The sequence below is a fragment of the Gordonia sihwensis genome, assembly GCF_029632925.1.
GTDB classification, from domain to species: Bacteria; Actinomycetota; Actinomycetes; order Mycobacteriales; family Mycobacteriaceae; genus Gordonia; species Gordonia sihwensis.
In genome coordinates, this window is the sequence record NZ_CP121249.1 from 60,339 (window position 1) to 80,088 (window position 19,750).

Below are 19,750 nucleotides of genomic sequence, written 5' to 3' on the forward strand. Positions count from 1 at the left end.
GTCACTCTCCCGTGTTCTGGTAGTCGTAGAAGCCGTGTCCGGTCGCGATGCCGAGCTTGCCTTGATCGATGTAGTTCGCCTTCAGCCAGTCTGCGAGGGGCTTCGCCTCCGGTCCCGCGTTGGAGAGGATGTTGTACGGAGTGGTCAGGCCGATGATGTCGGTGATCTGGAGGGGGCCGAGCGGGGCTCCGGTGGCGATCCGCCACACGTTGTCGATGTCCTTTGGCTCGGCATAACCGCCGGCCGCGAGTGCGTAGCTCGCGTTGAGGAAGGGCACCAGGAGGGAGTTGAGGACGTAGCCGGCCTTCTCCTTGTGGATCGGGATCGGCACCATGCCGATCTCTCCGGCGAAGGCGACGATCTCGTCGAAGACGGCCGGGTCCGTGTCGGCGGTCCCCATCACCTCGGCGGTGTTGTACTTCCACACCTGGTTGGCGAAGTGGAGCGCGAGGAACTTCTCCGGACGTCCGGTGAAGTCCTTGAGATCGCTGGGCAGCAGCGTCGACGAGTTCGTCGCGAAGATCGTCTTCTCGGGCGCGACCTCCCCGAGCTTCTCGTAGGTCTCCTGCTTGAGAGAGAGGATCTCCGGGATCGCCTCGATGACGAGGTCGGCGTCCTTCACCGCGTCGGCCAGGTCGGCACTGTAGCGGACGCGATCCAGCGCTGCGACAGCTTTGCCGTCGGCAGCGCCCGCGACACCGTCCACCCGGTAGGTGTCGGCGAGGCCGGCGAAACGCTGCCGCGCCTTCTCCAACACCTCGTCGCTGATGTCGTAGGCCGTCACCGCGAAACCGCTGTAGGCGGTCTGGAAGGCGATCTGGGAGCCCAGCACTCCCGTCCCTAGAACCGTCACATGGGTGATATCAGTCATCGTTGGTTGCCCTTCTGTTGTTGGTTGGCACCAGCCAGCGTCTTCGACGACGCCGGCCCGGCGAGAATGAGGTGGACCTGATCGTGCAGGTCTTGGCGGGCATCGCGCCCTGGATGTGCCTGGGTCGACGAGCGCGCGATGCCCAGGTGCAGGACCGCGAACACGGAGGCGGCGGTCAGTCGCGCGGAGTCGGCATCCATCTCGGGGGCGGCAGCGAGCAGTCGTGTCGCGATCGTGTCCTCCATTTCGGCGACGATCGCGAGTCCCTCGGCACGGTATCGCTCGGATGCGGGGCCGAAGAGCAGCTCTCGCTGATACGCAGCACTGTTCTCCGGCGACGCCATCGACGCGTCGAAAACCGCCATGACAATCGATTGGACCGCGTCCACGGCGTCCATCGGTCTCGCCGCGGAGCCGACGCCTTCAGCGATGGCCTCACGGAACATGCGGTTATAGATCATGAGAAGCAGTTCGCTCTTGGACGCCGCGTATCGAAACACGGTGCCCGCTGCAACTCCGGCGCGGTCGGCCACTTCCTGCGTCGTCGCGGCCGCGAAGCCGCGCTCGGCGAACAGCTCAGCCGCGGCGGCGAAGATGCGCTCGTGCTTGAGCTGCATGTTCCCTTCGCGACGGCCCAGCACCTGCGGCGCCGTCATGAGATCGCCCTTTCGTCCACAAGAATGAGCGTACTCATTATCGAGGAGCGCGCAACCCATGCGACCTCGCTGTCGTAGGGTCCGCACGCGCACGTCCGATACGTGCGATTGACCGGTCATGAGTGTCTCCAGGCCGATCACCGCGACGGGCGCGTGCACGCCGGCTGGGAGCGGGGTGGTCGCCGCGTGGACGGCGCCCCAGGCGAGGAGCTTGCCGGTCATCTGGTGGGGTTCGGGGCCGACTAGACGGTATGGAGTGACCGCTCAGGGTGGCTGAGTGGTCACTCCATACCGTCTAGGGCGAGGTAGGCGAAGCCCTCCTCGGGCCTGTCGTAGAGCACCTCGAATCCCAGCAGGTCACGCCAGAACCGCACAGACACACTGCAGTCGATCACGGCTAGCTCGGGCACAAGAGAAGGTTCAGCACTCATGGGCACCAGCCTCGCAGAGGGCATCTGCGAACGCCCTGTGCTGCTGCTGATCTCGCCCTGGCTGGAGCCAAGTCGGGCCGTCATCCCGGGGCCGGATGGAGTTGACATAGTCACTCGGTTCTCGCGCAAAGCTTCACCTGCGGCCTCGGGCGACTCGGACAGCAGCGCGTCTGCGTCGATCCCGTACTCGCGAATGCGTTCCATCAGGTTGTCGCGCAGCCGGGCGGCAGTCGCCGAACCGTCGCCGTCGCGGTCTGCCGCACGCAGCAGATCGAGCACATCGGCCGGTGCCGCCCGATCAGCCCACTGCCGATCATGTTCGCGGTCGCCAATTCTCGAAACATCCAGCCCGTATCGGGCCTTCACCTGTGCGTCGAGTTCGGAATCACTGAGGCCACCGATCGGGCTGGGTGCCGAACCAAGCTCCGGCTCAGTGTGCCGAGCGACGCTGGACAGTGCTGGATCGTCCTGCGCTGCCTCTTGCCGCATCTGCTCTTCGGCGCTTTGGCGCAGGCGCCGCATAAGGGCTTCGATCAGTGAGGCACCGTGGCCGAGTAACTTAGCTGCGGTCCGCTCCAGAACCTGCTCGAGTTCGTCGTGGTCTTGCACTGCATGCTCCTTCTCTAGTGGGTCTAGCCGGTCGCTTACGCTCCGTCGACGCCCATCACGGCTCGGACGAAGTCGTCGTCCATACGGTCACAGGGCATAGCTGCCGTCCGGGGGTTGTGAGCGTCGGGACTGCATCCCTCGAACGGACCTTCCGGATTCGTCAACGCGTTCATGTGGGGATCGAGATGGTCGCGCCACCACACGCTCATCCCGAGGGTCGGATCAAGGCGCAGCGATTCATAGGCCCGCCACACTGCTTCGAGTCGTGACACTGCTTCGGCGTGTTCGAACCACCTCCGACACCACAGGCGACTCTTGCCGGCGAACTCCCATTTGCGGGCGTACAACAGCGACAGGTGGTCTTCCACGAACTCATAGACCGAAGAAAATTCGGGCTCCGGCTCAGCTTCGGCGGCAGCTGCGCCGCTCGGCTCGTCGTCCTCGAGTTCTTCATCGCCAAACAGGTCGTCGTCCATCTCACTGTCCCTTCGGGGCGTATTCGTTGAGCGATTGCCGAATGATCCGCGAGGTCGATTTGCCTTGACGGGGCCCCCAGATGTCGAGGTGCATGTCCTCCCACGACCCCAGCAGTCGTCCCTTGCCAACCAGTTCCTTGCCGATCGGAACACCTTCGACGGTGGTTAACGGTGCAGGTGCAACTGACGAATCGATACCGAGACTCCGCGCCTTCTTCGCTAGGTCGTCGTCCATTTCACTGTCCCTTCGGGGCGTATTCGTTGAGCGATTGCCGAATCAGGTCGGCGTATGGCTTGGCCATCCACGGCACAGTCTCAGCGACCGTGGGACGGTTACCGGCAGACAGAACGAGCGCGCGGCCGCGCGGCCATGCCTGTAGATCAGCAACGGTGAAGATCTTCTTCTCGTCGGTGCTTCGCGACGATGACTTCCCAGTGCGAGCATCAGACACGCTCAATCGCACGCGTGTGAAATCGCCGCACAGTTCGGAGAGGCTGGCCAGGTATTCCTTCTCGCGCACGTTGCCGCCGTAGACGTACACGTTCGATGAGGATTCGAGCAGCTTCATGTTGCGTTCGCCGAACACTCCGACGCCCTGCGACCAGGACTGCAGGATCGTCATGATGATGATTCCGCGGGAACCGAAGTGACTGTAGAGCTTGGGCAGATCCGGCCACCGCACGACGTTGGCGGCTTCATCGAGCGGGCACAGCATCGGGACCGGAAGCCGCCCACCCGGCGATGCGGTCGCGATCTTTTCGGCCGTGCGGGTGGCCGCCACAGTCAACGCCGCGACCAGCGGCCCCGTCGACCCGACGCCTTCCTTCGACAGGCAGTACAGTGTCTCGCCGTTGCGGATGTACGCTTCCAGGTCCAGGTGCGGGCGCTCAGTGTCACCTCGAGTGATCCATTCCTGCACGGACCGGTTGCGCAGGCACTTGGCCATCTTCACGCTGGTTCCGAAAATGCCGGCCTTCTGTTTCTCCGGCAGGCCCAAACGGGCGTTGAGCGCACGCGCGATCATCGGGTAGCCGTGCTCACGGAGAATTTCGACAGCATGATGGCAGGAATTCTCGTCGACGAGGCGTTCGTAGACCGTGGTGATCGGCTCGCCGGCCAACGCCGAAGCGAGGATCAGATTAGCCAGCAGATCTTCTCCCTCGGGGTCGAAGTAGGGATCCTTTTTGGCTTCTAGCCCGTCGTCACCGACTGAGAACAGCTGGGCCAACTCCTCGGCCTGCGTTTCGTCCTCAACGTAGGACAACGGGTTCCACCACCACCACGCTGGCTCATTGGCGACCTGCTGCGGGTCGAAGACCCACACCTGCCGGGTTGGGTTGCCGTCCTCGTCGCGGAACTCGCGGACAAGCCGAGTGTGGTCGAGATTGCCCCGCTTGTTTTCGGTGGTCAGCACAGCTCCGGGCGCCTCACAGATCGCTGGAATGATCCGCGAGGTCGATTTGCCTTGACGGGGCCCCCAGATGTCGAGGTGCATGTCCTCCCACGACCCCAGCAGTCGTCCCTTGCCAACCAGTTCCTTGCCGATCGGAACACCTTCGACGGTGGTTAACGGTGCAGGTGCAACTGACGAATCGATACCGAGACTCCGCGCCTTCTTCGCTAGGTCGTCGTCCATTTCACTGTCCCTTCGGGGCGTATTCGTTGAGCGATTGCCGAATCAGGTCGGCGTATGGCTTGGCCATCCACGGCACAGTCTCAGCGACCGTGGGACGGTTACCGGCAGACAGAACGAGCGCGCGGCCGCGCGGCCATGCCTGTAGATCAGCAACGGTGAAGATCTTCTTCTCGTCGGTGCTTCGCGACGATGACTTCCCAGTGCGAGCATCAGACACGCTCAATCGCACGCGTGTGAAATCGCCGCACAGTTCGGAGAGGCTGGCCAGGTATTCCTTCTCGCGCACGTTGCCGCCGTAGACGTACACGTTCGATGAGGATTCGAGCAGCTTCATGTTGCGTTCGCCGAACACTCCGACGCCCTGCGACCAGGACTGCAGGATCGTCATGATGATGATTCCGCGGGAACCGAAGTGACTGTAGAGCTTGGGCAGATCCGGCCACCGCACGACGTTGGCGGCTTCATCGAGCGGGCACAGCATCGGGACCGGAAGCCGCCCACCCGGCGATGCGGTCGCGATCTTTTCGGCCGTGCGGGTGGCCGCCACAGTCAACGCCGCGACCAGCGGCCCCGTCGACCCGACGCCTTCCTTCGACAGGCAGTACAGTGTCTCGCCGTTGCGGATGTACGCTTCCAGGTCCAGGTGCGGGCGCTCAGTGTCACCTCGAGTGATCCATTCCTGCACGGACCGGTTGCGCAGGCACTTGGCCATCTTCACGCTGGTTCCGAAAATGCCGGCCTTCTGTTTCTCCGGCAGGCCCAAACGGGCGTTGAGCGCACGCGCGATCATCGGGTAGCCGTGCTCACGGAGAATTTCGACAGCATGATGGCAGGAATTCTCGTCGACGAGGCGTTCGTAGACCGTGGTGATCGGCTCGCCGGCCAACGCCGAAGCGAGGATCAGATTAGCCAGCAGATCTTCTCCCTCGGGGTCGAAGTAGGGATCCTTTTTGGCTTCTAGCCCGTCGTCACCGACTGAGAACAGCTGGGCCAACTCCTCGGCCTGCGTTTCGTCCTCAACGTAGGACAACGGGTTCCACCACCACCACGCTGGCTCATTGGCGACCTGCTGCGGGTCGAAGACCCACACCTGCCGGGTTGGGTTGCCGTCCTCGTCGCGGAACTCGCGGACAAGCCGAGTGTGGTCGAGATTGCCCCGCTTGTTTTCGGTGGTCAGCACAGCTCCGGGCGCCTCACAGATCGCTGGAATGATCCGCGAGGTCGATTTGCCTTGACGGGGCCCCCAGATGTCGAGGTGCATGTCCTCCCACGACCCCAGCAGTCGTCCCTTGCCAACCAGTTCCTTGCCGATCGGAACACCTTCGACGGTGGTGAACGGTGCAGGTGCAACTGACGAATCGATACCGAGACTCCGCGCCTTCTCCGCTACAGCCCGCTCGCGGATGGACGCGATCTCCTTGCCTGAACCGAGGTGCTGCTGCGCCGAGTCCACGCGAGTCCGGTGTGGCTTACGGCCGCTCCATACGTACAGACCGGTCCCTACCACCGCCCCGATGACGGCCACGATCACCACGGCCCACACCGTCGCGGCCGTCGGCCACGCGAGTTTGCCGCTCGCTACCATGATCACCGCGGCGAACGGGTTGCCGGGGATCTGCTGACCGCCGGCGAGCGTCAACGAGCCCCAGACGATCAACGCCGCCGCGACGATCACGCCAAGCCCAACGAGCATGAGCACGGTCTCACTGTTCCGCGACGGATTCTTCGTCTGTCCAGGATTAGCTACGGGCATTGCATTCCCCCATCGTTACGGAGTCCGGACAACTACTGCGCCGCACCGTCGCTGTCCTCGATCAGGTCGCCCAGCGAGACTTCTCGCCAGCCCCGGAAACCGGGAGCGCGGCACAGTTCCAAAGCCGGATTGCCGTTCGGGTCGTCGACGATATCGACAGTCACCCACACCTTGTGTTTGAGCATGTCTCGCATCAGCGCGGTGCGTGTCACGACATGGTTGGTGACCGACAACCGCAGATGCACGATGTCGAGTCCGGCGAACTCACGGGCTTTGCCCGCCAGATACACGGCCTTCCTCGCAGCGGACTCGTCTGCATGATCCTGATCTGCGACCTGATCGTTCTCGTGGAAGGTTCCGTACCAGGGGTCTTCTTCCTCTGCCCGGCACACCGCGTACGAATCGACCTCGACGTCACCGGCGCAGAAGAGGGTGATCGTCGGAGCCGTCTCGCCGGCAGCTTCCAGTTCGACCAACCGGGCTGCGAGGGTGTCCTTCCTGATCTGGTCGTAATCGATGCGCAGCTGCTTGCGGAGTTCGGTCTTGAACTTCGGAAACAGGAGCTTGGTCGCCAGGTTCTTCTCCTTGGCGAAGCTGTACAGCTCGGAGTGGCTGCCCATCGAGGCGAGGGCGTCTGCATGGTCACGTACCACGGCTGCCGCGGTATCCCAGTCCTGCGCTGTCGTGCTTGTCATGATTGTTCCTTCCATCGAGGGTTTGGTGAGGTGAAGCGAGTTCTCAGGGCCGGAGGGTGGGACGTACCGACGGCGCGAGACTGATGATCGCCAGGCCCGGTGCTCCAATGGTCAACGCGCTCACGAGCCACGTCGACCACGAGTGTTCGGAGGCGACAGCCACGACCCACACCGCCGTCAGCAGAAGCGCCGTAAGACGGAAGAACCGCAGTCCGTCGGCAACGAAAACGCTCAGCGCCAGCGCGCATGCGGCGGCGGCCGCGGCCGCCGCACCGGCGAGAACCGCCGCCGTTGCAGGGTCGGGAATGCGCGGTGCCCCTGCCCGTGCCCAGGTTTCTGCGGGCAGGTTCGTGCGCAGCGCCATCAGCAGCCAGCAAACGACCGCTGCAGTCAGCGCTCCGACGATCACAGTCGCCACGCCGCCGAAGATCATCCGACTCACCTGCACCTCCGACTCACCGCCACCATCGGTGCTGATCCTTGCTGGCCCCGGCACCCTGGCCGGTTCGGCGTTGTCGTCCATGAACGGGACCTCAACGCCGTACAGATTGCGGCCGCTGCGGTCGATGCCGTGCCGGTCGAACCCGTCCACGTCGTAGCCGTTACGGTCCCACCCGGCAGCATCGAAGCCGCGGCGGTCATAGCCGTTCGCGTCGTAGCCGTTCCGGTCATACCCGGCGGAATCCAAGCCGTGCCGGTCGTACCCGGCAGCGTCGTAGCCGTTTCGGTCGTAGCCCCGCGCATCGAAACCCGAGGCGTCGTAGCCGTATGGGTCGTAGCCGTTTCGGTCGTAGCCGGCCGCGCTGAAGCCGCGAGTGTCGTAGTCAGTCACTGGAACACCCCATCTGTCAGTGGTTGGGAGTCGACGATCTGGATTCGCCAGACTCGCCAGCAGTTGTCCTCATCGAGAGCGAGATCGACGTCGTAGGTCATCAGCGAGTACGAGTCGACGGATCCGTCTGCGCGCTGGATCTGTTGCAGAACAGCCGCCTGACGCTTCGTCGTTCGGCTCCCCGGCTCGTCCACTGCCGGGACAACCTTCACCGTGGCGGTCACGATCGCTTTTTCCGCTCGCCACTGTGCCCACTGACGCATCGGCCGCATCTGGTCGGTCCCGGTACTACTGCGAGTAGCGGCCTGAGCCATTTCGCCGCTGAGCCACGGCAGCGCAGTTCTCATCGCGACGCCGGAATCGGCCTGTCTCGCCGGCTCCCAGCTGTAGATCCTCGACAATGCCTCCTGTACTGAATCGTCCGGAGGGGCACCCGCGACGGGGCCTTGCCCGTCCGGATGCTGATGGCCCGCATCCCCCGGTCCGTCAACGGCGTCGTCCCCGCCGCCGCATGCCGCCACCACGATGGCCAGCATCACGGCCAGGAGCAGTGCCGAGGCCCGCCTCGCTGTGGCCGTCATCGGTCCCGTCCTCCCCAGCCAGCTGCCGCGACGGCCCGCATGACCGCAATCGCCAGCACCTCGAAGGCGAGCGTGGTCGCGACAGAGATCCCGATGACCAGGCCGCCCGAGACACCGAGAACCGACAGAAGCAGAGACACCGAGTAGAACGCCATCGCACCCCAGACCAGGAGAACGCCCACGATCATCACGCCGCCCAACACCTTCTCGCGCCTGGTCATCGTGTCTCCATGCACTTGGTGCGGTCGATCACGATTCGCACGTGGTCGACCGCGTTGAGAGTGGCGTTACCTCGGTCCTCGATCGTCGTGCCGCGCTTGCTGCCCGCCGGCCAGTACGTGCGATTCCACATGACATACTCGCTGCGATCGTCGGCGCGCCCCCGACGGGCGATCTGGTCGCCTACCCCGCCCGGTGTCGCGCCGTCAGCAGGCACCAGCGCAGCGACCGAGCGTCCCTGCTCTACTCCACCTTCGGCTCCGTCGGTGACCGCGGTTGTCACCGAGAACCGCGTGTGAAGCGCCGCCGCGAGCTGCTCGGCCGCGGGACACCGCGCTGCTGCCGATTCCGTCGCCGGCGCTGAGCATGCAGTCACTGCGAGCAGCGTTCCCGCGAGCACCACCGCGGTCGTTGTCTTCTTCACGGATTCTCCTTTGACTAGACGACCGCAGCGTCCTCGACGCCCCGGTATTTCGGCTCGTTGCGGATGATGATTTCGGCGTATGGCCGGGTCTCGCTGAAGTGGCGCGGATACAACGACGGGAATCCGTGGCTCTCCTGCACCGCGCCGGGGCCAGCGTTGTAGGCACCGAGGTACAGGTCGCGAACGTCGTGGTTCGGACCCGATTTGGGGTCAACCTGCCCGCCCGCGATCCATCCGTCGATGTCCTTTGCCAGGTCGCACATGTAATGGCCCTGGGCCATGATCGCGTCGCCCAGGCTGTAGACATCGACCCGACCGTCGCCGTCGTAGTCCTTGCCGTAAGTCGCCCAGGTGTCAGGGATGAACTGTCCAGGCCCCTGAGCCTGATCGGGGCTCTGCACATGCTGCTGGAACCCGCCGGTCTCCTGGTGACCCTGACTGGCCAGGAGGGAGGCGCTGATCTGCGGGCAGATCCGGCCAGCCTTGTTGTACCAGCGCGCCCAATCCGCGGGCACTGAGCCGGCCTTGACATTCACCATTCGTCCGTTGCCACTCACATCGGACGGACATTCCTCGCTGTCCGACCCAGCACCGCCGGCACCCCTGTCTTTGATCGTTCCCAGGTCCTCGCCGTTGTAGAGCGGCGACGGCAGCAGAGTTACGTGCACGTGGTCGAAGTGATTCTGGGTCCAGTCGCCGCGGTCCTCCATGACGTTCCCGGGCCCCTGCGCGGGCTGGTAATACTGCCGCCAAATCGTGTAGTCGACGTGGAAGACGGCCTTGTTGTCCATCACGTACTTCTGGATGCGATTGCCGAGCTCAACGCCCTTCTGATCGCGGCCAGAGTTCGGGATCATGATGTCGGCGGCGCGTCCGTCAGGGTGGTCGGAGAATCCACCACCATCGGCCCGCCAGCCGCCGATCGTCTGCAGCTCAGGGAATCGCTTGGCCACCGCCCGCGCCAGGCGGACGGTGTTGGTCTGCCAGTGGGCCTCGGACCCGAATCGGGCGGCCATCGGCTTGGACACGTCCAGTTCGCCCTCGTTATCGGTCACTCCCGAGAGCGTCTGCACGTCCGATGGACCTCCCGGCGCAGCCGGCGCCGGGGACGTTGGCTTGGGCGGGGATCCAGTTGCGCCAGCGAAGGTTCCCGGCGGCGCAGGCTTCTTGTCGCGGACACCGGCCTGATGCGAGGTCACCGGCCAGGCATCCCAACCCTGACCACTCAGCGTGCTGTTCGCGACCTCCATCTGTTCCTGTGGGGTCGCTTTGTCTGCAGTCGGTGCGAACTTGTCTCCGCCGAACGCCTTCCACGTCGACGCTGAGAACTGCAGCCCGCCGTAGTAGCCGTTGCCGGTGTTGATCGCCCAGTTCCCGCCCGACTCGTGTTGGGCGACCTTGTTCCAGTCCTCGGCCGAGACGATTTGTGAGTCCTGCCCCGCCGGCGGTGCATTGGGCGCGGAAGGCCGGGCCTGGCCTGGCTCGACAGCGTCAGCCAGCCAGGGTTTCGGGTCGATGGCCTTCTGTCCCCAGCCTCCTTCCCACACCTCGAAGTGCAGATGTGCACCGCCGGGTCCCGGGGGTGAGACCTCGCCGTTGTATCCGACCTTGGCGATCTGCTGGCCGGCGGTCACCTTCTGCCCCGGCTTGACCATGAGGTCCTGCGGAAACATGTGGCCATAGACGGTGTCGACACGCTTGCCGCCGATGTTGTGGCGCAGCACTATCCACTGGCCGAAGCCGGTCGCCTCTCCCGCCTTGTCCACGACGCCGTCGTAGGCGGCATACATGGGAGTGCCGGCCTGCGAGCCCATGTCCAGACCCTGGTGCATCACGCCGTCGCGAGGTCCGAACCCGCTGGTGTACTGAAAGGTTCCCTTCTTCATCGGGATCACCTTCTGCCCGGGCGACAGTGACGAGCTGCTGCTCGACGACGAGTCCGCCGGCGCACAGTCATCCGTGTCATCGCTGCCGACGAAGGCGATCAGTGCAAGGAGCGGGATCGCCACGGCGGCGACCAGAAATAGGGACAAGGACTTCGCAGCGTCGGTCATGATCGCCTCTGCTGCTCTTTCAGCGCGGCGAGTAGACCACTGTTGGCGGTCTTCATCGCTTCGATGTCGGCGTAGAGCTTCGCGACAACCTCACTGTCCGCGCTCGTGCGGAGTTCGTCGAGCTTCCCGGACGCCCGCGCCCAGTTCTTCACCGTGTTCGTGTGGACTTCCAAGCTCATCGCGACCTTTGTGCACGCAGCGGTCAGCGACAGTCCCCGCTCGATTGCCGTCAGCACGGCCTGCACCGCTGTGTCGCGAATGTCGTCGGTGATCCAGCCGTAGTCTCGCCTGTTCATCGATGTCATGACGCCTTCTTCAGCACGCCGTCGAAGCGGGCGTTCGTGTTGTGGACACCGCCCTCGGCTTCGGCAGGGGTGAAGATCATGCGGAACGGGATTCCTGCGCGATCGTCGGTGCCGAGTTTGGCGACGAATACGCCCTGGCCGTGCGGTCTCGGACGTTCCACAGAGGTCGACCCGGACTTGCTCGCGGCAGTGAGCTGTCGCCTCATCTCAGCCAGCGCATCCTCGGATGGAGGCGGCGTCGATGCCGCCGAGGTGATCAGCGCACGCTCCTGTGCGTTGAACGCGGTCACCTGCGAGAGTCGTTCGATCTCCTCCGGGCCGACCGGCCCGATGAACTTGATCTGTGCCTTCTCCAAGAACCCGATGGCCTTCGCGGCATCGGCCTGAGATTCGAAGGCAGACAGGTCATTGACCGAGTGCGTGACCATGATCAGCGATACCGCATCGGAACGGTTCAACCGGACCAGCGCGTCGACTCGATCGACGATGCCTGCGCCCGAGCCGATCACCTGCCATAGCTCGTCGATGATCACCTGAAAGGTACGCCGCGGACCCCGCCCCGCGTCTGCTCGTACGTGCGCGGCTTCGACCGCACCGAATCCGTCTGCCCAGCAGACCAGCAGCAGTGCCGCTTTGAGCTTGCGGTCGCCCTTCGGCACGCGCGAGACGTCGATACACACGGCCGGCGACGATGGGTCGATTGGTGTCGTGGTGTGGCCGTTGAGCACCTTGCCCAGACGGCCCGAGGTCAGGGCTCGCAGCGATCGGCACAGCTCTGCCGCCGAAGCTCGGTATTCCTCGGCTGTGCGGGCAGCGGTGTCCTCCCAGAGTTCGGCGTTACCGTCACGGATCAACCGGTACAAGTCCTCCAGGATCGGCGGCCGCTGGCCGGTGAATCCCTGACCGCCGTCGTGAATGGGGCGGTAGAGCTGTTCCAGCGCAGACCCGAGCAGTGTTTCCTCGAAGTCTCGGATCGCAGTGCCTCGGTTAATCTCAACCAGGCCCGCCACAGTGGAGACTTGTCGTGAGCGCAGATCTTCCTCAACCCGGCGGGTCATGTCGGCGATGGACTGCGGCGACCACGGCGTCGAATCCCTGATTTCTGCGAGCACGGTGCCGAGAGCGCCAACATCGAGCGGGTTGATCGTCTGGTCGCCGTATCCGCCAGTGATGATCTGACCGTCAACCATCTTGGTCAGCTCTGCGAAGTCAGGCTTCACGTCACCGAGGAATAGTGAGGTGTGGCCTTGGGCGATGTTTCCCAGTGCCATGCGGCGAACCAGAGACGACTTACCGAAACCGTTCAACGCGAGCACGAACGCGATCGGGGCAGTGATCAGACCAGAGAGGAACCACGTCAGCGGGTCACAGCCGAAGTCCTGCCCTGTATACAGGTGACTGCCCAAAGGTGTGCCGAGCATCGGGCTCGTCGCCCCGACCGAGAACGGCCAGAATCCTCCGGCGACCTGGCTGGTCGTGGCGCGCCACTCAGGAAGTCGAGGGACGACGTTCGTGCGACCACCGCCCGGCCCGGAGCTTCCGCGCGGTCCGGGCTCCCCGGCGTCGATGTCCCAGCCGCCCATCTCGCAGATCCTGCTGATCGCGCGTTTGCGGCATCGTTCCTCGGTAGCCAGGCGGCGGCGTGCCAGCCGGCCTCGCCACCCCGTGGCAGCTGCCTCGGCGCGCAGCTGCTCGTAGGCGCGCGCTGTGCGCAGTCGCACGCCCGCGACCCTGACTGTTGCGGGAACGTCGGTCTCGGCGATCTCGACCTGTGTGGGTGTGTCACTCTGAGGTGCCGCGTGCCGCGGAATTGTCATCGTCATGCCGTCACCCGCCTGTTCACGCTGGCGTACTCCGGCAACAGAACCCCGAGTCCGAGCGCCCCGGCGAAGGTCGCGTCCTGTCCGCCCCAGCAGCGCTGCACAGTGAGTCGGGACGCCGATGCCAGGCCTTCCAGTTCCGCAGCCAATGTCGGCATCTCCGCTGACGCCTCGGCGGTGAGCGTGATCAGAACACCGAAGCGGGTCACGCCAGCACCGCGCGCCTGTTCCTGCCGAGCGGCCATCGTGTTGTCCACTCGCAGGGACGCCGCTGCCGACCCGACGCCCTTCTTCGACTGTTCGGCGGCCAGCGCGTTCTTGAAGTCGTCGTCGACCATCTTCACCGCATCGGCAACACCGTGGATGCGGTAGATGATCGCCACCCTCTTGCGCCCGAGGTCGGCTCGGGGCGCCAGCAGTGGGAGCAGCGTGTCATGTGCGACAGTGCCTGCCGGCGCGGCTTCCATCTCCCACGTCACCGACTGAAATCCGTTGTGCACGAACCGGCCCCACTCAGCCTTGCAGCCGGCCGGTCCGATCTGGTCCCACTGCAACTGGTCGAGGGAGCCCGAACCGGCCATCGTTTCCAACTCCGCCGCGAGCTCCGGCCGGTAGGCGCGAGCGGCGACCATGCTCAGGTCTCCAGCGGTCAGCGGTCGTGCCGAGAGCCCGGCGGCCACGGCCTGATTGATGATTGTCGACAGGAGTCGGCCGATGGCCGCTCCCTGGTCGGCGACCTCGGCCGAGTCCGCAGTTCGTTGCTGCGTGAACGTCAGCTGAATGCGGACCTCGTTGCGGACCTTCGCTGAGGCCCGGTGCGTCACGGTTTCGACCATCACGCGCTGTGCGAACGCCGGCGCGTCGCGGTCGACAAGGCGCCGTACCTCGGCGTCGACACGGTGCCCGTTGTCAGGGACGGTCTCGACAATCACTGCCGCTCCGGCCATTCCCTTGATGGTGCCCAGATGCGACAGAAACCGGTCCCAGCCGCGGACCCAGTCGTTGATCTGATGCTGTTCCACGCGTTCTTGGCCCTGCGGCTGACCGGAGAGCACCACGGTGAAGTGGTTCTTCGCTCGCGAGTGAATCAGCCCGAATCGGCCCCCGCGACCGAGTTCGTATTCGTACAGCCGGGTATCGCCCTGTATCCCGGGCATGCGCGCAGATCCAGGGACTACGCCGAATACGCCGCCTCGGTACACGTTCTCGCCGCGGCGAGCGCCTTTCCAGAATTGAAGTCGCATGGCAATCAGTTCCAATCCCGACCGTCCGTGCCGCCGGTACGCCAGCGGCACAAACACGGCCGTGCCAATGAGGAAGAAGATGAGGATGAGAATCAGCGAGTGCGTGAACATGTAGAACAGCACTGTCACGACGATCCACGCGCCGGCGAATATCGTTTCGCCCCAGGTCCGGCCGAACAGACCGCTCGTGCGTGGTTGTTCCCATCGGCCGTAGAGAATCACTTGGTTGGTAGAGGTCATCGGAGGTTGTCTCCCATTCCTGCGTCCTGGCCAGGTTCGGATTCGAAGAAGGATTCGGAAGCCAGCGCGAGTGCACTGCCGGCCATCGCGAGCTGTTTGCCGGTGCCACCACTGAGACCTGAGCCGTCGCCGCCGCTGCTGCTGCTGTCTGGCGCCGGAGGCACGAGAGCTGATCCGCCGCCGGTCCCGCCGCCCGGCTGGGAGCCTCTTCCTCCTCCCCCGCTGTCGCCGGAGGGACCACCACCGCCCGACGGACCCATCCCGGTCCCGCCAGAGAGTCCCCCTCCGCCCGACGGGCCGCCGCCTCCGCCGGCGCCGGCGATCGATGCGGTCGAGGTGGCACCTCCTCCCGCAGCCGCGCCGGCTGACGAGCCACCACTGGCGAGCATCGTGCTGCCCGCGACCGCCGCACCCATCAAAGCCCCGACGGCGGCCGCGCCTGAGCCCCCAGACATCGCGGCTCCGCCGGAGACGAGCTTCATCAGGATCGGGAGGACTGCTGCGGACAGCGACAGCAAAATCATCCCCATGATGATCTGCTGAGAGTCTTTCGAATCGCTGCCGGCCATCCAGAAGGCGACCCAGTACACCGCCGCCGCGACGGGCTTCCACAGAAGGAGCGCGACGGTCCACATCATGACTTTCGAGAACGCCTGTTTGCCGGTGTTCGTCCCGCCGAACGCGCCGATTACCGGCACCAGCGACACGACAACGGCGAGCATCGCCTGCCGAGCCACCAGGAGTATGCCCTGCAGCAGAGCACCGAGGATCCCGATCACGGCCAGAACGAAGACCAACCCTGCTGACTGCATCGTTACCAACGAGGTTTTCATCAGGTTCGTCACCATCGACCCGGCGTTCTGACCGTTCGTGGCCTGGTTCAGCATCCACTTAGACAGCTCGTCGCTCGCTACCGTGAGTGAAAGCAGCACTGCACCGAATGTCCACGCGCCGAATACCGCCTTGGCCATCGACTTCACGGATTCTTCGGCCTCGGTGACCGCGGCCTGTCGTCTGGCGAGAACCAGCCGGAACCCGATCACGACCAGCGACAACACCAGACCGAAGAACTGCAGTCCGATGGTTGCGGATTGGATCTTCTGGACTATCGAGTAGTCCTGATACTTCGGGGTGGGGATCTTGATGAACCAGGTCATCGACATTTGCAGCATCCGGCCGAAGCCCTGCCACATCGACTCGGCCGCACCTTTGAACGCTCCCTTGGCGGCGTCCTTGGTGGCTTTCTTGGCCTTGCAGATGAAGTTGATCGCTCCGCAGCTGTCATCAGTGGCGCTAACAGCACCAGCTGTGTACTTAGTCATCAGCACTGCTAGTTGAGCGGTCAGCTCCTTCTTCTTCTCCTCATCCTTCTCCGTCGCGATCTGGGCCTTGAGGTCTTCGATCTGGTTCTGGAGGTCTGCCCGGGAGGGGGTCTCGTCATCTGCGCGCGCCTGGGCGCTGACCGCGTCCATGCCCAGCGCCTCTGACGAGACTGCGGGGCCAGCGGTTGTCAGGAACACCGCAGCGATGAGCGCCAGCACCACCGTCACCACGGTGCGGCGGCGTGACCGCGTCAGCGCACCCATGTGGCCCACTCCCCTCCGTCGAGGGAACCCATCGAGCCCTCCTTCTCGTCACGGGTGAGAAGAGACGGTTTGTATTTCAGGTGCCACTCACCGTCGACCCACACCGTGGAGAGGGACTGCCAGTAATAGACCGACTGCACGTCGCTCTCGTCGTCGGGGTTGACCTGCTCGTGAGGCCCGTATGCGATGTCGATCGTCGCTGCATCATTTGTCCAGTTCCCTGCTCGAATCCGGAAGGCGGCTGGCACGAGCGCTCTGTTCGCGGCGATGTCGCCGATCTCGGGATCATCGACCGTGATCGACAGAATGTCGCCGTCACGCCGCAGCGCCTGCTTATCCGACTCGGTGGCACCCTCAAGACGCTGATCGATGACCGCGTAGCGGTCGGCTTTGGTGCCGAATCGAATCCGAGAGACGATCTGCAACGCAGCGATAGTCGCTCCCTGCGGGGTGCGGCTCATTCCTCGAGGAACTCCGTCGGCGCTGATGGCGGCCGGACCGTCTGACCGGCTGAAGGGTGCAGGACTGCCGTACACGCGTTGCCACTCCAAACCCTTCGGCCGAGCGAGAGGGTTCGAATCAGATGTTGACGAGGGCTGCTCGGACTGAGGCAGTGCGACGCCGCGGCGCTCCGCCGGCACGACAACCGGACGCCCGAGGTCGTCAACGTCGCCTGACTCCGACTGTGAACTCTCCGAAGGCAGCGGCAGCCGCTCGGCTTCGGACGGCGTGGAGCTGGCGGGCCGATCGCCGGCGTCATCATTAGGAATGAACGCCAATGTCAGAATCACTACGGTCACCACCGTCGTCGCGGCAGCGATCCACACCCACGGCCGTTTCAGAAGCGGCTGGCGCTCCTCCTTGAGGTCCATCACTGGGGCTCCTCGAACAGGAGCGCCGTCGAAGGCACCGCCGAGACCGCCCGGACGACCGGCTTATCGCCCGACGCCAGCGCCAACCGCCAATCACCGGCCACCCACTGCGTAGCCGCGGTGTTCTCGGTGTAGGACCCGTCGCTGAGACGACTGTAGATCTTCACTGTCACCCGGTCCGGACTGCTGTCCGTGATCGAATATGCCTCCACCTTCGGTGCCTGGCCGGCTTTGACGGGAGCGGTGATCGACACCTGAGCTCGATCGACCGCCCACGCATCACGTTCGGTTCCGGGAGCAATGAGCTTCTGCCCGACCGTCGGCCACTGTGTGTCGTCGGCGACCGACATACGGATCGTCGCCGAAACCGCGGCCAGGACCGCCCCGGCCGGCGACCGGTCATAGCCTGTCGGCGCGACGGGGTCCGCATGCTGCGGCCCCTGCTCGCCGGTCGGGATCTGCATACCCTGAAACGATGTCCAGCCCAGGTCTGAGACAACCGTGGCAGGTGCCGCCGTGCTGGTGTCACCTCCACATGCCGTGACCAGAGCGGACACCGCAGACAGGGTTAAGACAACTGCAGCAGCGCTGCGCCGATACCGGAGGCTGAACTGGCGACGATCAGACCGACGAACACCCACGTCGGAGTATCCGGCGGCTGTGTGTCGCCCGGCTGGTGCCGGTGATAGCTCATTTCGCCGCCGATCCACATCAGACGACCAACCGCGGCAGCCATCACCATCCACAGGGCGTAACCGAGAACCTTTTCGAGCGGGTCTGTCACCTCCGGCGGCATGCCGCCCCATGCTGACAACATCGTGTGCTTCTCCCATCGTCGCCCGCTTTCAGACCAGTGCGCCGACGAGGCCACCAGCGATACCGATGACCACACAGCCGATCAGAGCTTTGGTGGCTCGCTCGGCCGACTCCGAGTCGGCAGTGCCCTGGCGCTTCTCGAAGCCGAACTTGCCGCCGATGATCACCAGCGCCGCGACAGCGCCGATCATCGCCAGCCAGCCGACCCACGACAGCAGCAGCAGGAACTTCGAAGATCCGGGCGGGGCCTGCGGGTTGACGTTGATGGTGTCTGCCAGGTTGAGGACGGTTGCGGTAATCATGCGTTTTCCTTCTGTGTCAGCGCCGACCGAACGTCGGCGAAGTAGGTGACGATGTCGAGGCCCGTCTGAGCGATGGCGCCGGGAACGGTTGCCAGGTCCGTGCCTGACCTGCGGGTGATCTGAACCGGATCGCCGGGAGTCCACATCGGCAGGTCGGCCGGCAGTGCGGAGATGAGTTCGTCGACCCAGCCGACCTGCCACCACGCGGGGACCAGCTCGGCGACGGTCGCGGCGTAGCGCCGTACGTCCTTCGGCGTCTTGCCGGGTCGTGCGGCCACCGTCACCAGACCGTGCACCTGCACCCCCGCCGGGGCCTGACCGGCATCGGCTTGCCTCAGCACCTCTGCCGCGGCGGCGATACCGGCCATGTGTTCGCGTGCCACGACGATCACATGTTGAGTGGTCGATGGGTCGCCCGGCCACTGGCCATCTGAATCCGCCGCCGGTGCCCACATCGCGGCCAGCGTTCCCGCGCCACTGCCACCGTGCGCGCCCATCAGTGCGAAGAGAGGTGGGAACTGGCGGGACACCGGCAGCGGCGTACGCCGTACGTCCCGGACGATCATTGCGCCACCGCCAGACGCCGTGGGGTCGCGTGTAGTGCGATCTGTTCGACCGCCGCTGCGGTGGCCGGCGCGAGCTGATCCCGATCCTCCGAGGACAGGGACAGTCCCGTGCCGAGGGTCGGGTCATAGTCCACCCCGACGCAGTCACGCGCAGCGACATGGAGAACATCGAGCAGCTGCTCCCGCACCACGTTCTCCCGAATCCCAGGTACTGCGGCGTTCAGGACGACCACTGCTGAGGCGAGAACGCCCCGGTCCTCCCACACCGAGAGAACCCCTCGGGCCCGGTTGATCAGATCGGGACGGATACCGATCACCAAGACAGGAACAACGCCTTCTGCGATAAGCGCCTGAACGCCCCGGATCTGCCCGACCGCAGTCGTTCCCGCATCGATCATGGGGACCAGCCCCTCGTTCTGCGCCTCTGCCAAGACCTGTGCCAGGTCCCCTATCCGGCTCGGTCGCCACAAGAACACGCCGTCGGGACGCTGCACGGTCGAGGTCGACACACCACCGAGGCGGCCCAGCATGTCACCGTCAGCGGGGGCCGCGTCAACCCATCCCGCAGGTACCGTCCGATCGGCCCAATACCCGGCTACCAGCGCCGACATCGTGGAAGCGCCTGCGCCACCAGCAGCATTGAAGAACGCCATCGGCATCGCCTCTCGGTGTCCTTCTTCGGGCTGGGGTTCAGAAATCTCGCGCATCCATTCGCTACCGGTCATGGCTGTCCACCTCCCCTTCTCTCGTCGAAGTCACCC

General features: G+C 64.7%; 23 protein-coding genes. All 23 read right to left on the minus strand.

The window, feature by feature from the left end:
- Position 1: 1 nt before the first annotated feature.
- The 23 genes from P5P27_RS20455 to P5P27_RS20565 all read right to left on the minus strand — a co-directional run bounded on the left by P5P27_RS20455 (position 2) and on the right by P5P27_RS20565 (position 19,714).
- Positions 2-871, minus strand: a complete 870-nt coding sequence (locus tag P5P27_RS20455; RefSeq protein WP_278127482.1) for a 3-hydroxyacyl-CoA dehydrogenase — start codon at positions 869-871, stop codon at positions 2-4.
- Positions 868-1,668, minus strand: coding sequence for a TetR/AcrR family transcriptional regulator (locus P5P27_RS20460; RefSeq protein WP_278127483.1), 801 nt, complete (start codon positions 1,666-1,668; stop codon positions 868-870). The genes P5P27_RS20455 and P5P27_RS20460 overlap by 4 nt, the downstream gene beginning before the upstream one ends.
- A gap of 140 nt (positions 1,669-1,808) precedes the next feature.
- Complete coding sequence (locus P5P27_RS20465) at positions 1,809-2,567, minus strand: VOC family protein (RefSeq protein WP_278127493.1); 759 nt, start codon at positions 2,565-2,567, stop codon at positions 1,809-1,811.
- Positions 2,568-2,602: 35 nt separating this feature from the next.
- Positions 2,603-3,043, minus strand: coding sequence for a DUF4913 domain-containing protein (locus tag P5P27_RS20470; protein ID WP_006897738.1), 441 nt, complete (start codon positions 3,041-3,043; stop codon positions 2,603-2,605).
- A 1-nt stretch (position 3,044) separates the two neighbouring features.
- The gene (locus P5P27_RS20475; RefSeq protein WP_006897739.1) at positions 3,045-3,278 is read right to left on the minus strand and encodes a hypothetical protein; all 234 of its coding nucleotides are present in this window, start codon (positions 3,276-3,278) and stop codon (positions 3,045-3,047) included.
- Position 3,279: 1 nt separating this feature from the next.
- Positions 3,280-4,680: a type IV secretory system conjugative DNA transfer family protein gene (locus tag P5P27_RS20480; protein WP_278127489.1), complete on the minus strand. Its 1,401-nt coding sequence runs from the start codon at positions 4,678-4,680 to the stop codon at positions 3,280-3,282.
- Between the two features lies 1 nt (position 4,681).
- Positions 4,682-6,355 carry a type IV secretory system conjugative DNA transfer family protein gene (locus P5P27_RS20485; protein WP_278127484.1) on the minus strand — a complete coding sequence of 558 codons (1,674 nt, stop codon included), beginning with the start codon at positions 6,353-6,355 and terminating at the stop codon, positions 4,682-4,684.
- A 110-nt stretch (positions 6,356-6,465) separates the two neighbouring features.
- Entirely contained in the window at positions 6,466-7,128 is a 663-nt protein-coding gene (locus tag P5P27_RS20490; RefSeq protein WP_006897741.1) for a hypothetical protein, read from the minus strand.
- A 43-nt stretch (positions 7,129-7,171) separates the two neighbouring features.
- The gene (locus P5P27_RS20495) at positions 7,172-7,960 is read right to left on the minus strand and encodes a hypothetical protein (protein WP_278127485.1); all 789 of its coding nucleotides are present in this window, start codon (positions 7,958-7,960) and stop codon (positions 7,172-7,174) included.
- Positions 7,957-8,541 (minus strand): hypothetical protein, encoded by a 585-nt coding sequence (locus P5P27_RS20500; protein WP_006897743.1) that lies wholly within the window; start codon positions 8,539-8,541, stop codon positions 7,957-7,959. The genes P5P27_RS20495 and P5P27_RS20500 overlap by 4 nt, the downstream gene beginning before the upstream one ends.
- Positions 8,538-8,762 (minus strand): hypothetical protein, encoded by a 225-nt coding sequence (locus tag P5P27_RS20505; protein ID WP_101841742.1) that lies wholly within the window; start codon positions 8,760-8,762, stop codon positions 8,538-8,540. The genes P5P27_RS20500 and P5P27_RS20505 overlap by 4 nt, the downstream gene beginning before the upstream one ends.
- Positions 8,759-9,184, minus strand: coding sequence for a hypothetical protein (locus tag P5P27_RS20510; protein WP_006897745.1), 426 nt, complete (start codon positions 9,182-9,184; stop codon positions 8,759-8,761). The genes P5P27_RS20505 and P5P27_RS20510 overlap by 4 nt, the downstream gene beginning before the upstream one ends.
- Positions 9,185-9,198: 14 nt before the next feature.
- Positions 9,199-11,238 (minus strand): transglycosylase family protein, encoded by a 2,040-nt coding sequence (locus tag P5P27_RS20515; RefSeq protein ID WP_006897746.1) that lies wholly within the window; start codon positions 11,236-11,238, stop codon positions 9,199-9,201.
- Positions 11,235-11,534: a hypothetical protein gene (locus tag P5P27_RS20520; RefSeq protein WP_157225333.1), complete on the minus strand. Its 300-nt coding sequence runs from the start codon at positions 11,532-11,534 to the stop codon at positions 11,235-11,237. Before P5P27_RS20520 ends, P5P27_RS20515 begins: the two co-directional genes overlap by 4 nt.
- A 5-nt stretch (positions 11,535-11,539) precedes the next feature.
- Positions 11,540-13,264, minus strand: coding sequence for a hypothetical protein (locus P5P27_RS20525; protein ID WP_278127486.1), 1,725 nt, complete (start codon positions 13,262-13,264; stop codon positions 11,540-11,542).
- A gap of 98 nt (positions 13,265-13,362) precedes the next feature.
- Positions 13,363-14,847, minus strand: a complete 1,485-nt coding sequence (locus tag P5P27_RS20530) for an SCO6880 family protein (protein ID WP_006897749.1) — start codon at positions 14,845-14,847, stop codon at positions 13,363-13,365.
- Complete coding sequence (locus tag P5P27_RS20535) at positions 14,844-16,433, minus strand: hypothetical protein (protein ID WP_006897750.1); 1,590 nt, start codon at positions 16,431-16,433, stop codon at positions 14,844-14,846. Before P5P27_RS20535 ends, P5P27_RS20530 begins: the two co-directional genes overlap by 4 nt.
- The gene (locus tag P5P27_RS20540) at positions 16,421-17,305 is read right to left on the minus strand and encodes a DUF8175 domain-containg protein (RefSeq protein ID WP_006897751.1); all 885 of its coding nucleotides are present in this window, start codon (positions 17,303-17,305) and stop codon (positions 16,421-16,423) included. Before P5P27_RS20540 ends, P5P27_RS20535 begins: the two co-directional genes overlap by 13 nt.
- Positions 17,305-17,946, minus strand: a complete 642-nt coding sequence (locus P5P27_RS20545) for a DUF8175 domain-containg protein (RefSeq protein ID WP_479724241.1) — start codon at positions 17,944-17,946, stop codon at positions 17,305-17,307. Before P5P27_RS20545 ends, P5P27_RS20540 begins: the two co-directional genes overlap by 1 nt.
- Complete coding sequence (locus tag P5P27_RS20550; RefSeq protein ID WP_233500211.1) at positions 17,874-18,101, minus strand: hypothetical protein; 228 nt, start codon at positions 18,099-18,101, stop codon at positions 17,874-17,876. The genes P5P27_RS20545 and P5P27_RS20550 overlap by 73 nt, the downstream gene beginning before the upstream one ends.
- Before the next feature lie 49 nt (positions 18,102-18,150).
- Positions 18,151-18,423 carry a hypothetical protein gene (locus P5P27_RS20555; protein ID WP_006897754.1) on the minus strand — a complete coding sequence of 91 codons (273 nt, stop codon included), beginning with the start codon at positions 18,421-18,423 and terminating at the stop codon, positions 18,151-18,153.
- Positions 18,420-18,989: a DUF6668 family protein gene (locus P5P27_RS20560; protein ID WP_006897755.1), complete on the minus strand. Its 570-nt coding sequence runs from the start codon at positions 18,987-18,989 to the stop codon at positions 18,420-18,422. Before P5P27_RS20560 ends, P5P27_RS20555 begins: the two co-directional genes overlap by 4 nt.
- Entirely contained in the window at positions 18,986-19,714 is a 729-nt protein-coding gene (locus tag P5P27_RS20565; RefSeq protein ID WP_101841761.1) for a hypothetical protein, read from the minus strand. The genes P5P27_RS20560 and P5P27_RS20565 overlap by 4 nt, the downstream gene beginning before the upstream one ends.
- Positions 19,715-19,750 lie beyond the last annotated feature (36 nt).